Annotated in this window: 13 protein-coding genes; 9 read left to right on the forward strand and 4 right to left on the reverse strand. The window is 60.2% G+C overall.

The window, feature by feature from the left end; all coding sequences use genetic code 11:
- Positions 1-23 precede the first annotated feature (23 nt).
- The 5 genes from cax (at position 24) to NL154_RS03555 (ending at position 4,617) form a co-directional block, all read left to right on the forward strand.
- Positions 24-1,115: a calcium/proton exchanger gene (gene cax / locus NL154_RS03535; protein WP_210628822.1), complete on the forward strand. Its 1,092-nt coding sequence runs from the start codon at positions 24-26 to the stop codon at positions 1,113-1,115.
- 188 nt (positions 1,116-1,303) lie between these two features.
- Positions 1,304-1,609, forward strand: a complete 306-nt coding sequence (locus NL154_RS03540) for a potassium channel family protein (RefSeq protein ID WP_210631680.1) — start codon at positions 1,304-1,306, stop codon at positions 1,607-1,609.
- Between the two features lie 150 nt (positions 1,610-1,759).
- Entirely contained in the window at positions 1,760-2,005 is a 246-nt protein-coding gene (locus NL154_RS03545) for a hypothetical protein (RefSeq protein WP_210628821.1), read from the forward strand.
- Positions 2,006-2,553: 548 nt separating this feature from the next.
- Entirely contained in the window at positions 2,554-3,492 is a 939-nt protein-coding gene (locus tag NL154_RS03550; protein ID WP_210628346.1) for an IS110 family transposase, read from the forward strand.
- 168 nt (positions 3,493-3,660) lie between these two features.
- Positions 3,661-4,617, forward strand: coding sequence for a hypothetical protein (locus NL154_RS03555; protein ID WP_221146771.1), 957 nt, complete (start codon positions 3,661-3,663; stop codon positions 4,615-4,617).
- 5 nt (positions 4,618-4,622) lie between these two features.
- On the opposite strand, the gene NL154_RS03560 is transcribed toward NL154_RS03555, so the two are convergent.
- Positions 4,623-6,398, reverse strand: coding sequence for a hypothetical protein (locus NL154_RS03560; RefSeq protein ID WP_434733582.1), 1,776 nt, complete (start codon positions 6,396-6,398; stop codon positions 4,623-4,625).
- 280 nt (positions 6,399-6,678) lie between these two features.
- On the opposite strand from NL154_RS03560, the gene NL154_RS03565 reads away from it, so the two are divergent.
- Complete coding sequence (locus tag NL154_RS03565) at positions 6,679-6,915, forward strand: hypothetical protein (protein ID WP_434733583.1); 237 nt, start codon at positions 6,679-6,681, stop codon at positions 6,913-6,915.
- A 12-nt stretch (positions 6,916-6,927) separates the two neighbouring features.
- Here the strand turns inward: NL154_RS03565 and NL154_RS03570 are convergent, their stop codons facing one another.
- From NL154_RS03570 to NL154_RS03580, 3 genes are read right to left on the reverse strand one after another with little or no spacing between them, the layout of a single operon-like run.
- Positions 6,928-8,076: an AI-2E family transporter gene (locus NL154_RS03570; RefSeq protein WP_434733584.1), complete on the reverse strand. Its 1,149-nt coding sequence runs from the start codon at positions 8,074-8,076 to the stop codon at positions 6,928-6,930.
- 37 nt (positions 8,077-8,113) lie between these two features.
- Positions 8,114-8,956, reverse strand: a complete 843-nt coding sequence (ppk2, locus tag NL154_RS03575) for a polyphosphate kinase 2 (protein WP_210628816.1) — start codon at positions 8,954-8,956, stop codon at positions 8,114-8,116.
- A gap of 21 nt (positions 8,957-8,977) precedes the next feature.
- Positions 8,978-10,678, reverse strand: coding sequence for a SulP family inorganic anion transporter (locus tag NL154_RS03580; RefSeq protein ID WP_221124261.1), 1,701 nt, complete (start codon positions 10,676-10,678; stop codon positions 8,978-8,980).
- A 4-nt stretch (positions 10,679-10,682) separates the two neighbouring features.
- Between NL154_RS03580 and NL154_RS03585 the strand changes: the two genes are divergently transcribed.
- From NL154_RS03585 to NL154_RS03595, 3 genes are all read left to right on the forward strand, one after another.
- Positions 10,683-10,847, forward strand: coding sequence for a hypothetical protein (locus NL154_RS03585; RefSeq protein ID WP_434733585.1), 165 nt, complete (start codon positions 10,683-10,685; stop codon positions 10,845-10,847).
- Between the two features lie 387 nt (positions 10,848-11,234).
- Entirely contained in the window at positions 11,235-11,549 is a 315-nt protein-coding gene (locus NL154_RS03590) for a hypothetical protein (protein ID WP_210628813.1), read from the forward strand.
- Between the two features lie 39 nt (positions 11,550-11,588).
- Positions 11,589-13,007 (forward strand): DUF3300 domain-containing protein, encoded by a 1,419-nt coding sequence (locus NL154_RS03595; RefSeq protein ID WP_210628812.1) that lies wholly within the window; start codon positions 11,589-11,591, stop codon positions 13,005-13,007.
- Positions 13,008-13,032: the final 25 nt, after the last annotated feature.

Consider the following 13,032-nt stretch of genomic DNA (forward strand, 5'->3'; position numbering starts at 1 on the left):
AGCAACTGAACGGGGAGTGACGGGTGAACCTCCTTTGGAAAGAAATTCGTGCCAACCCCATGCTTTGGCTGCTCGTTGCGGTGCCGGTGGTCTTTGTCGCGGCGCGCGTTGCCCCCGAGGCTCACACGTTGCTGTTCATCTTGTCGGTCCTTGCCGTGATACCCCTGGCTGGCCTCCTCAGTCACGCCACCGAGTCCGTTGCGGCAAAAACCGGCGACGCCGCTGGCGGACTGCTCAACGCCACGCTGGGAAATCTGACGGAGCTTGTCATCGCCTTGGCCGCCCTGCGTGCCGGACAGTATACGCTGGTAAAATCATCGGTTGCCGGTGCAATCGTCACCAACACGCTGTTCATGCTTGGAGCCTCGTTTTTGCTCGGCGGCCTGAAGCATCACACTCAGGAATTCAACCGAGCCAATGCGCGTCTTCAGGCCGGCCTGCTGTTCCTCGCCACCATCGCCCTGCTGATACCGTCGGCGGTTGCTTCAGATTCGACCTCGGCTACGGAAGTGCTTAACAAGCTCAGCTTAGGCTTGGCCATCCTGCTTATTGTCGGATACGCGCTGGGACTGCTGTTCACGCTGAAGACGCACCGCGAGCTCTTTGCCGCCGCCGAGCACGCCGAGGCGGACGAAACCCCGTGGCCGATTGGCCTGGCATTGTCCACGCTTGCCGGTGTCACGATACTGGTCGCGCTGGTCAGCGAGATCTTCGTCGAGTCCGTGCAGGAGGCTGCCAAGGTTTTTGGAATGACGCCTGCCTTTGTCGGTTTCATCGTCGTCGCACTGGTCGGCGGCGCAGCCGAAATGGCTTCGGCATTTTCCGGTGCGCGCAAGAACCGCCTCGACTTGAGCGTCGGCATCGCGCTCGGAAGCGCCTCGCAGATAGCTTTGTTCGTGGCGCCCGTGCTTGTGCTGTTGAGCTACGTCATCGGTCCGACACCGATGGATCTGCAGTTTTCGCCGGGCGTTGTCGTCATGGTTTTCCTGGCGACCATGACGGCGATGTTCGTTACCAACAGCGGGCGTTCGGCGTGGTTCGTCGGCATATTGGTGCTGATGGTTTACATGATCTTCGCCACGACTTTATATGTTCTGCCCGATCGGGGCTTATGAAGCGGGTCTGGAGAGCATCGAGGTAGGGCACCGCAGCGGTTGCCTTGGCAAGCATGGTGCACGGGATGAATGTGGGGCGCGCGGATTCCAGCCCCATGGACTGCGTCAGTCTTATGAATGTCCTGAACCAATTGCAGGGAGGTCGAAAGGTGTCGGTAAGAACTGGCCGAATATCGAACCCTAGACAGATGCGGCGGCTGTTTTTCGTCGCGCTCGCAAGGCAGCTTCATGTGATCTGGCCAATCGTCTCAGCGATCGTCTCCCTGATGGTCGGATCCGGGCTCGCAATCTGGCGTATCGAAAACTGGCGCATTGACGAAGCCATGTATTTCACTTTCGTCACCGGCTTGACGATCGGCTACGGCGATTTTACCCCCAAACATATCTCGTCGCGGATATTGGCGTTGATGATCGGCTTTGCGGGCATTGTGCTGACCGGCATCGTCGCCGCAGTCACCGTGAAAGCCCTGGATGCGGACGACCGGGAGCCTTGAATCCTGTTCTGCTGCACATTGACCTGGAAATGCGCATCCGTTCTGCGAGCGCACCGCCGGACGGATGATCGGAGCAGGTGAGGGGGAACGAACGGGGTTCCATCGAGTTCGGATTGTTTACCGGTGCGTGCAAATATCCGGAGTTACACTATGAGCCGAGAGCGTGGACGAAGGAAATTGATGCTCCGCCTGCCCGATGTTCGTCATCGTCTCGCTGACGTGACCAGCGAGACACTGGGGGAGATGTTTGAAGCCTATGACCTTGCCGTCGATGCATTGGATCGGTTCCGAAATGAGCGTCCGAGAGAAGATACGCTGATCACCGAATATGAGCAGCTCTGCCGCGAAATAGAGCAGGAAGTCGTCGTCTATTGCACTGGAGCTTTTCCGGGTTAGATTGAAGCATTCTGTTGGCTCAAACGGAGTCGGATGGTCGACCGGCCGGCGCGCGTCGTAGCCCAGCTCTACGGCCAAGCCGGCCGGTCGATCAGCCGGCCCGTTTCAGCCAACCCTCCCGCAGATTTGGCTGGCAAATCTGCAAGACCTTGGAATCGCCGGACGCACTTGTCGCTTCGCCCACGGCGAAGCGGTGCGGCCGGTGGGCCGGGCATCTCTAGCCAGGATCAAAGGCGATTGGCTCGGACGTACCTGGGGTATGCCCGTCGCCAATCGCCTTTGCCCTGACGAAAACCTGCTCCGGCAGAATGCTTCAATCTAACCCGGAAAGGCTTGTCTTATGATTTCCACGCTTCTTGTTGAGATAAAGAAGCGCCGGAGAGGACGGCCATCCTTCTCCGGCGATGGGGGACGGATCGTGAAATGGCAGGTCGACGTTCTTGCGAATGCCGGGCCGAGCTAGAGTTTGATCGCCCCCATCTTTTCCTATCGTCCTGAACGGATACCTGAGCTTTGGGCTCGGATGACAAGCATAGGAGGCGGAAAAGATGACGGATATTACCATCGGCGCGGACATCTCGAAAGACCATATCGACTTGCACCGCCTGCCGGACGGCCAAACGCTGAATGTTACCAATGACCGCAAGGGCTTTGCTGCCATTCTCAAATGGATCGGCCCAAAGGGCGCGGGGCGCATTGTCTATGAGCCAACCGGCCCCTATCACAAGGCCTTCGAGCGCTTCATGGCGATGCAGGGATTGCAGCTCTGCAAGGTCAATCCCCGCGTTGCCCGGCGCTTTGCAGAGGCCACCGGCCGGCTTGCGAAGACAGACAGGATCGATGCCGCACTGTTGGCCCGCTTCGGCGCGCTTCTTGAACCGCGCATCCTGCAAGCCAACACGCAAATCCACAATGATCTGAAAGAGTTGCATATGGCGCGGCTGGCCCTCATCAAGGACAGGACCGCCGCGAAGAACAGGGCGAAGAACCTGTCCAATCCACTGTTGAAGAGACATAACACCCACCGGCTCAGGCAGATCGAGCGCCAGATCAAGGCCGTGGACGAGGCCATCATGGCGCTCATTGCCGAAGACGCGACCCTGAAGGCCAGGCTCGAGATTCTCATCTCGATCCCTGGCGTGTCGCGGGTCACGGCCTTTACGCTGCTCATCGAGATGCCCGAACTGGGGGAACTTGACGAGAAGGCCGCAGCCGCGCTCTCGGGACTGGCGCCGATCTCCCGTCAGTCCGGACGATGGACCGGACGCGCTTTCATTGCCGGCGGAAGGGCCATCGTCCGGCAAGCACTCTACATGCCGGCCCTCGTTGCATGCCGCTTCAACCCGGAACTCAGCGCCAAATACGACCTCCTCATCAAAGCCGGCAAGCCGCCGAAGGTCGCCATCACAGCCATCATGCGAAAGATCATCCTGCTGGCAAACGCACTCCTGCGGAAAAACCAAAAATGGACACCAAAAGCCGCTTGATCAAAACGGATACTCTAGGCGGTGAAGCGTCCGAGTCGGCTGTGAACCGTCATCTGATCCGGCAATGTCGCTGGCGGCCAGGTCCAGGCTCTCATTTACGTATTGCTACGGAAGTCCTGAACCATCGACAGGTGTATAAGGCAACAGGTGGCGTCGCGGGAGGGCTCGATGGTATCGGATGAGGAGGAAACCAGCCGCGAACCCTACGACCCTGCAGCCGTTCGCGCGCAGCTTGAGCGCATCCTCGCCAGTCCCGAATTTCATGCTCCTGAGCGTGGGCGGCGTTTCCTGCGGTATATCGTTGAGGAGACGCTGGAAGGACGCAGCGAACAACTCAAGGCCTATACGATTGCGCAGGCGGTTTTCGCGCGGGGCGCCTCCTTCGATGCGCAGAATGATCCGGTCGTCCGCATCGAGGCGGGGCGTATCCGTCGCGCACTTGAGCGATATTATCTCGTCAGCGGAAGCAGCGACCCGATCGGGATTACCATCCCCAAGGGAGGCTATTCGCCGCAATTTTCGAGCAGCAATGGCAGCGCGAATCCAGGCGAAGGGAGGGATTTGCAAAACCGCGGAAACAAGAGGGTCGGCCTGGAGCGCTCTGTCGCCTATCGCGATCTTCTGCTGCCGATCGGCGTACCGGCGCTGTTCGGCGTGATCGCGGTTCTGGCTCTCATCCGCCCGTTGGAAGCCTATTTTTCAAGGCCGAGAGCGCCGCCGGCGCCCGCCGCGTCGACGGTCGCGAGCAAGGTCAGCATTGTGGTCGAGCCCTTCGCGGCCCTCGGCGGCAGCTCCGAAGGCGTGAATTTTGCGAAAGGCCTGGCCGACCAGCTGCTGACGAAGCTGATGAAAGCGGAAAATCTTGTCGTGCTCGCGCCCGACAGATCCGACACCCAACCGATCGTTCCGCTGTTCAGTCTGCAGGGAAGCGTGGTTATCGAGGGCGCCGTCCTTCATCTGCATGTCCGAATGATCAATGGCGCCGACGGCACGGTGATATGGGCAAATCAATATGATCGCCAACTGCGCGGCCGGACCTTTCTCGATGTCGAGGACGAGATCGCCATGCAAATCGCTCTGGAGATTTCGAACCGCAAGCAGAGCGCCGCACCGACCAATCGATAGCGGCCTTATCTTGCCGGGGTGGCGTCGATATCAAGTCCCGAGGCACGCAATCCATTCAGGACGCGCTCCTGATCGTCAAGCCGTTGCAAGCGCAGCGAAATTTCCTCGCGGATGTTAGCCATCAATGCCGGCGCATGGCTATGAAGCCAATGCTCTTCCGCTTTGGCCTCCCCGGTCTTCCCGGCGGCCCCCAGAATGGATAGCAGCACGAGACGATGGACGGGGTTCGAGCCGAGATCGGACTTTCGCGACCAGCGCTCCGCCTGTTCGAGATCGCCCTTCATGAATGCACACAGCGCCATGCCGGCTTCGTAGTAGCCACTAGGACCGACGCCCCTGTTGACGGCGATCGAGAGCAGTTCGCAGCCTGATTGCCATTTCCCGGAAAGCGCCAGTCGATAACCATATTCGCCGGCGAGTTCGACGTCACCGGGATCGGCGGCATAGGCCGCCATGCCAGCCTCCAGGGCCTTGTCGATGTCTCCGCGGAAGAAGCTCACCAACATCAACGCCTGCAGCACGCGGGGATCGCCGGGCGCGAGAGATGCCGCCCGCTCCACCGCAGCGGTTGCCAGTTCGAGCGGTTGAACCGAAGAGGAAGTGCCGAGCTGGTAGCGATATCGCAGCTCGTCAAGATAGACTATGGACAGCAATGTCCAGGACGCAGCGTTATCGGGGAAGCGCTGCGTCGCCTGCCGCAGGCATTCCAGCGTCGAGCCGTGGTTTTGCGCGGTCATGGCCTGACGGTAGCTGTAATAGGCGCGCGTGCAGGCATAGGCATCCTGGTCGCCATTTTGAGCCGGTCCGACGATCTGGTTCGTTCCGGTTTGAAGGATCGCCCCATCAGGATGCGCGATCGCACTGGAGATCTGCCGGGAGATGTTGCCTTGGATGACAAGCTTGCTCTCGGCTTGAAGATCGGCATCGAAGTTCCTGGCCCAGACGACCGCGCCATCCGATTGACGCACCAGCCTGACCGCGGCGCGCAACCTGCTTTTGTCGAGCTGGACATTGCTCTGGAGCGAATAGTCGGCGCCGGCGGCACGCCCGGCGCGCAGCGGATCGGCGACAATGACGATGTCGTCGAAGCGGGCAAGCTGGCCGATCACGTCGTCCCTCAGGCCGCGAGCGATATCCGAACCAGCGCCGGTGGAACCGCTTTCGGAAAAGAATTCGACGATCACCTTCGGATGAGCGGTCGCCGGCGGCGTTGACGCAGTCGGTCGCCCATTCGGAACAGACAATGCATATGCAAGGGCTAAGGCAAACAGAGCAACCACGACGATTATGACGATCCCGAAGCCGTGAGCGGCCGAAAGCATCGGAGCACGCATCTTCCGAGGAGAGCCTTCTTGCGCATTGAACTCTGCGGCTTGGGCCTGCTCCAGGCCGCCCGCCGATGGAAGCGGCAATCCCTGAGCATATTCGAAATGCGGTACATATCCGCCTTTGGGCACGGTGATGATGACCTCGTCCGTGCGCCCCGCGACGAGATAATAGCGCTCGAGCGCCTTTCTGATCCGACCGGCCTCGATCCGGACGACCGGGTCATTCTGCGGGTCAAATGAAGCTTCCCGGCCGAAAACGACATTCGCTATGGTGAAGGCTTTCAGGAACCCCGAGCGGCCGGCAAGCGTCTCATTGACGACGAACTCGAGGAAATCCCGCCCCCGCTTCGGCGCGTGAAATTCCTCGCTTCCGAGAATTCGCTCGACCTGACGGCAGATTTCATCCACCGTCGGCTCAAGACTGCCCAAAACATTGACCTTTGCGTTCCTCATGATCGCCCCACGATAAGTCACGCAATTATCTAAGCTACTTCTAATACATCATAGCGCGCGAGCCCCTGGTTGCAAGCTTTGCTTTGGGGTTCGCCCATAAGGCCACAAATTTGGGCGCGGACCGTTCTTGACGGGAATGAGCGACACCGATTGTCCGCTACCGAACTAAGTTGGCAAGAATGGCTTGCGGTCTGATACAGTAATTGTGACCTCGGGAACAATTCGGCACCTTACTGTCTTCTTATCAATTGCAGACGCGGTACCAATGCGGAGCTAGTTCATGAGCCAAGAACGCGGCCGCAGAAAACTGATGTTGCGGCTTCCAGATATCCGCCATCTGCTGGCGGACGTTGCCAACGAGACCCTCGGCGAACTGTTCGAGGCCTACGATCTTGCAGTCGACGCGCTGGCTCGGTTCCGGACCCAGAACCCGAGGGAAGACAAGCTCGTTGCGGAATATGAGGAGCTCTGTCGCGACATAGAGCAGGAGGTCGTCGTCTACTGTACCAACAGGTAGACCGGCCGTGGCCTATCCGGCACGCTCGGTTTCCACGCTGAGAGCCCGTGCCTCATCATGTTCTGATCCTTCCGCCATTGCCGCAGGCCAGGCCCAGGCTCTCAGCAGCTCGTAAAAGACACTGAGAACGACCGGTCCCAGAAAAAGCCCCAGCAGCCCATGGGCCAGAGTGCCGCCGATCACGCCGATCAGGATGACGGGCATGGGAGTGGAGAGGCCTCTCGCCATCAGGATAGGCTTCAGGATGTTGTCGACAATCGAGATCGGCACCGCAAGGCAGGTAAAGGCAAAGGCGCCGGCGAACGGCCAGGAGAACCAGGCCCAGATGACGAGGGGCAGGAGGACCAGCGCTGGCCCGAGTTGCATGACGCACAGTAAGAAGACGACGAAGGTCAGCGCTCCACGCGCTGGAACGTCGAAGACGGCAAAGCACAGTCCGCAGAGCAGGGTCTGCAGGAAAGCCACGCCGATGACACCGCGTGAGACATTCCGCACCGTGGTTCCCGACAGCCGGGCGAAACCGACGCCCTTGTCGCCGGCGACCCGGCTTGCCAGAACCTGTATTGTCGCCGCCAGGCGCGTTGACTGGGTGAGCAACAAGCCAGAGAGCATGATCGAGACGACGAAACTCAAGACCCCGCCGCCGATCGAGGCTAGTTTTGCCACAACAGCGCCCATGACCTCACGAATCGGCGCCTGAAACTTGATGATCGTGGAAGCCAGATCGCTGGCAACGCGATTCCAGATATCATGGAGCCGCTCGCCGACGACAGGCCAATTCCTGATGGCGTCAGGCGCTGCCGGCAGGGTAAATTCTCCGGTCCGCAACCTGCCGATCAACGCCTCTACGGTGTCGGCGAAATTGACTGCGACGAGGGCGAGCGGTGCTATGATCAGCACGAGGCAACCGGCGACTATAACGATGGCAGCGATCACCGGCCGGTTTCCGATCAACCGCGAGAGCGTCGCAAACATCGGGTAGAGAGCAACGGCAAGGATGGCGGCCCAGATGAGGATAAGCGCGAAAGGAGCAATCAGCGTCATCGTCCAGTAAGCGAACAATCCGATGATGCCCAAGCGGACCAGATCGCTTACTCTCGCCTCTATCGAAATCTGACCCGCGCCGGTCCCTGGCGTTGTCGTATCAACTGTCTGCTCCATCGTCACATCCGTGAGGTTACAGGCCGGACCCACCTGCCTATGAGGTCGTGTCAGGCACGACATGGCGGATGCTGCGGTCCTCAGTGAAGTCGGCCGGTCGTTTCTGCCGTTTCCCCAGATCGGGCTCGTCAAATTTCACTCGTTCATACGGAATGGACTGCAGGATGTGCGAGATGCAGTTGATCCGCGCCCGTTTCTTGTCGTCGGAAGGCACGATCCACCACGGTGCATGGTTGGAGTCGGTCATCCGCAGCATCTCGTCATAGGCGCGCGTATAATCCCACCAGCGCTGGTAGGATTCGACATCCATGGGACTGAGCTTCCATTGCCGCACCGGATCATGGATCCGGCGCCTGAAGCGGCGCTCCTGTTCCTCCTCGGTGACCGTCAGGAAATATTTGAGAAGGATGACGCCGCTTTCGACGATGGCGGCTTCGAAGCGGGGCGCGAGTTCGAGAAAGCGCTGCGCCTTCTTGTCACTGCAGAAGCCCATGACACGATCGACGCCGGCACGGTTATACCAGCTGCGGTCGAATATCACGACTTCGCCGGCTGCCGGCAGGTGGGCGATGTAACGCTGCATGTAGATCTGCGACTTTTCCCGGTCGGTGGGAGCCGGCAGAGCCACAACGCGGAAAACACGCGGGCTGAGCCGTTCCATGATCCGCTTGATCATGCCGCCCTTGCCGGCGGCGTCGCGCCCTTCGAAGATGATGACGATCCTTGCGCCTGACTTCTTCACCCAGGCCTGAAGGTAAGCCAGCTCCACCTGCAGCCGGCCGATTTCCTTGTCATAATCCCAGGATTTCTTCTTCTTTTTATCTTTGCCGTTGCGGGTTGCCTCTGCTTCTGCCTCTCTCGGCTCGTAGTTTTCGTCCATGGCTCTCCCTCCTTCTCTCAACTAGGGTACATTGGCGGCCGGGACGGTGCGGTCGGGCTGGTCGATGTCGCCGATCAGCGTCCGCAAGGCTTCTTCCCTGCCATTGAAAAGATTGTCGGCGCCGATCGCGTTGATCACGCCGGCACGATCAAGAATCGCGCGGCTTTCCTCGCTGAGATCGGCGATCGCGAAGGTGATGTTGCGCTTCGCAAGCATGTCAGCGACGGCCTCGAGCGCGGTCGCGCCGGTGCTGTCGATATAGGTAATGGCGCTTGCATCGAGCACCAGGTATTTGGTTTCGGCGGGAAGCGCCTTGATCACCGAAATCATCCGCAAACGCACGTAATCGGCGTTGTAAAACAGGATGCTGCCCTGGACCGCGAAGACGGCCGCCCCCTCGATCGGACGGGCTTCCGGAAAGCGCTGCAGATCGAAGAAGCCGTGCCGCCCCTCGATGCGGCCAAGAAGGCCATCGCGCGGAAACATCGTCTGACGCAGCAGATAGGCGAAGGTCGCCGCGATCGCGACAATCACGCCGTTAAGGACGCCGAAGCTGATCGCTCCCCACATGGCGATCAGCGCAAAGATGAATTCGATACGGCTGATGCGCCAGATCTTCCTGAGCTCATCGATATCGATGAGGCTGATGGCAGCCGTTGCCAGGATCGCCGCCAGCGCCGGGATCGGGAGAATGCTCAGCGCATCATTCAGGAACACCAGGGCCGCGATCAAGGTGGCGGCCGAAACCAGCCCTGCAAGCTGAGAGACGCCTCCCGTCGACAGGTTTATGGCCGTGCGGGAATCGGACATGCTGATCGGAAACGAGCCGAAAAGGCCAGGTGCGATATTGGCGGCGCCAAGTCCGATCAACTCCTGGTTCGCGTCGACTTCCTCGCCGGTGCGTGACCCGAAGCTGCGCGCCGTCACTATTCCGGCGCCGAAGCTGACGAGAAAAATCGCGGCTGAACCGAGCACGGTCTTGTCGAGAGGCATCTGATGAAATGCTGGCAGGGAGAGGGCCGGCAGACCACTCGGCAGGTCGCCGATCACGGCGATGCCGCGGCCGCGGAAATCGAAGATGGCTGACAGGACGACCGAGACCACCACTACCAGCACCGGGCCTGGAACCTTCAACTGCAGAGCCCGGACGACCCAAAGCAGCGCAAACATGGCAAGGCCGAGGATCAGGGAAGGCCAATGGATGAGGCCGCTCTTGGCGAGCATTTCGAGGAGCGGAGCGATGAGCCCGTCGGATTCGATCTTCACTCTCGTAAAGCGGCCGATCTGTCCGACGAGAATTGAAAGCGACACCCCGGCGAAAAACCCGACCAGAATCGGCCGGGACAGGAAGCTCGCGAGAACGCCGAGCCTCAATAGTTTCGCGGCGATGTAGAAGACGCCGACGCCGATCGCAAGCGCCGAAGCGATCGCCACCCGGTCGACAGCGGTTCCGGGCGGCGCGACCGCGATGATGGCGCCCATGGCAGCGGCAAGCACCGTCATCGTCGCCGCGTCAGGCCCGACGATCAAGAGCCGCGAGGGACCGAAAATCGCGTAGGCGATCGGCGCGAGGATGCTGGCATAGATGCCGGTCTCCGGCGGCAGGCCGGCGATTGCCGGGTAGGCGATGGCGCTCGGCAGGCCGACGGCAGCGATCGACAGCCCGGCGGGGATATCGCTGCGAAGCCAATCCCGGCTGAAACCGCTCAGGCCCCGCAACATTGGAATGCTACCTATCACCGCTGGCTCCTATGCTCTCACCGTTGGTCCTTCCCAGGTCATCACGCTGCTTGGCCGCACGGTCGGGATTGGCGTCAACTGGGATGGCCAGATCGCAACAACCACCCGTTCGGCAGTGTTCAGCGGCGTGCTGATGGGCGCGGCGTGCTGATGGGGTGGTTTCGTGCGTTGGCGATCAGATCTGGAACGTCGATCGCGATCATGATGCTAATCGAAACACGGCCGCTCCCTTCCGGCCGGTCTGGCACTACCGCTAGATCGCTATCAACCGCCGATATTAGGCCCGTTTCGGAGTCGAGGCTCGTAGCATCGTGTAATCTCTATCGGGTCGCGGCCATCCAGATACTCGAGGAGATCGTCTGCGCTCAGGAGCGGAGGGACGCGACCGGCTTGATACATGCCATTGCGGCCAACGCTTCGAATTCGTCCGGCGCTTGGAAGGCCGGCTACCGTAGGTTCGCGTATTTTACGTCAGCCGCCGCTGCGCCTGTTGTATAGTTTCGACATCTGCTGAGCGCAGTCGGCGGCGGGGGCGGAGATGGCGTCGGGAGATAAAAGTTCGACATATCTATCCGCCCTTGAGACGGCCGAGACTTATTTTCCCAACCAGACGCGGCTGGTACAGCGGCTTTTCTACGTAAACGAGCCCTTTCACAGCATGTGCGAGGATCTCGCGGATGCCGCCCAGGCTCTGGCGCATGTCGAGGCTCTGCCGGAAGCGGTTCGAGAGGCGCGGCGGCTGGAATATGCGGGTCTGGTCGAGGCGCTGCTGCAGGAGATGGGAGAGGCAATCGCCCAATCGAAAGTAGTCGTTCTGGGGCGACCGCCTCTCATCGGTCCGAAGTCTTCATGAAGGCGTCCGTCAAAGTTTGATCCAAGGGAGGTCGGTGCGATGAAAGCAATTCCCCACAAAGTGTCTGGGGCTCAATTTTTCGCCGGCCAACTCATTGCTGGATTGTCGGTGGTTGCGATCATCACATTGCAGCTGGCCTTGCCCGCGCGCGCCCAGGCGCCTGCACCAGCGGCCGCGCCGACCCAGACGGCTGCCGAACAGCCTGCTGCGGCGCTTCTGTCAGACGATGAGCTGGAAGTGCTCGTGGCGCGCATTGCCCTTTATCCGGACGAATTGGTTGCAGCGATTTCGGCTGCCTCGCTCTTCCCGCTGCAGATCGTCGAGGCACAGCGGTTCCTCGAGGCAAAAAAGAAGAATTCCGATCTCAAGCCGAAGAGCGATTGGGACGGGAGCGTCATTTCGCTGCTCAACTATCCCGACGTCGTCAAGATGATGAGCGAAGACCTCGACTGGACGCAATCGCTGGCGGATGCGCTCACCAATCAGCAAAAGGATGTTCTGATTGCCATTCAGCAGCTTCGCGACGAAGCGGTGGAAAAGAACATCATCAAGACGGATGACAAGGTGACCGTCGTTACCGAAAACGAAAATATCATCATCCGACCGACCGATCCCGAGAAGATCTACATCCCGCAATACCCGCCGGAAATGCTTTATGAACCGGGTTATGCCTCGGAGCCCATCTCCTACTATCCGGATTATTACGACAGCTATTATTACCCAGGGGCGGGGTTCTTTGCTGCTGCGGTCACGGGTCTGACCTGGGCAGCCATCGTCAACTGGGACGACTGGGGCGTCTGGGGCGGCCGCTGGGACGGCGATATTGATATCGACTGCAACAATTGCCTGAACGACCGCAATTTCAATGGGAAGCTTAAGTTTAACGACGTCGACTGGAGCAATGTCGACCGCAGCAAACTGAGTATAGGCAAGGACCAGTTCGCGAAGCTGGACCGGTCGTCGATCAAATCCAGTCTCCAGAGCGACAATCGCAACCAGCTGCGCAACAGAGCCAATGATATCCAGGCAAGTCAGAGGCCTGGGAATCGCGGTAACGCCGCACGCGCTGAAGATATCCGCAAGAACACGGCGCAAGGTCTGAAGGCCAAGCCCGCCGCCAATAGACCGGCAGCAAGCGATCGGCAGGGAGCGTCGAGGCCTGAGGCGCGTCCTCAGAAGGCCGCCAATCGCCCCGCGAAGCCCGCCCAGAAATCCGTCAAGAAGGCCAACAAGCCGCAAATGGCTTCGAGACCTGATAATCGCGGACGCCAGCCAAGCGCTCTCGGCAACCCGCAATCCGGTCGCCGGGAGGCCGTCTCCTCGCACCGGGGGGCGCAGAGCATGGGCCAGCGTCCTTCGGCCCGTCCACCTCAGTATAGCCGCCCTTCAGGCGGCGGCGGTGGCCGCGGTGGCGGTGGTCGTGGCGGCGGTGGCCGTGGCGGCGGTGGACGGCGGTAAGACCTGTTTCCAGCTCAGGGAGTGA

It is taken from the genome of Rhizobium sp. YTUHZ044, from assembly GCF_051123975.1.
GTDB lineage: Bacteria > Pseudomonadota > Alphaproteobacteria > Rhizobiales > Rhizobiaceae > Rhizobium.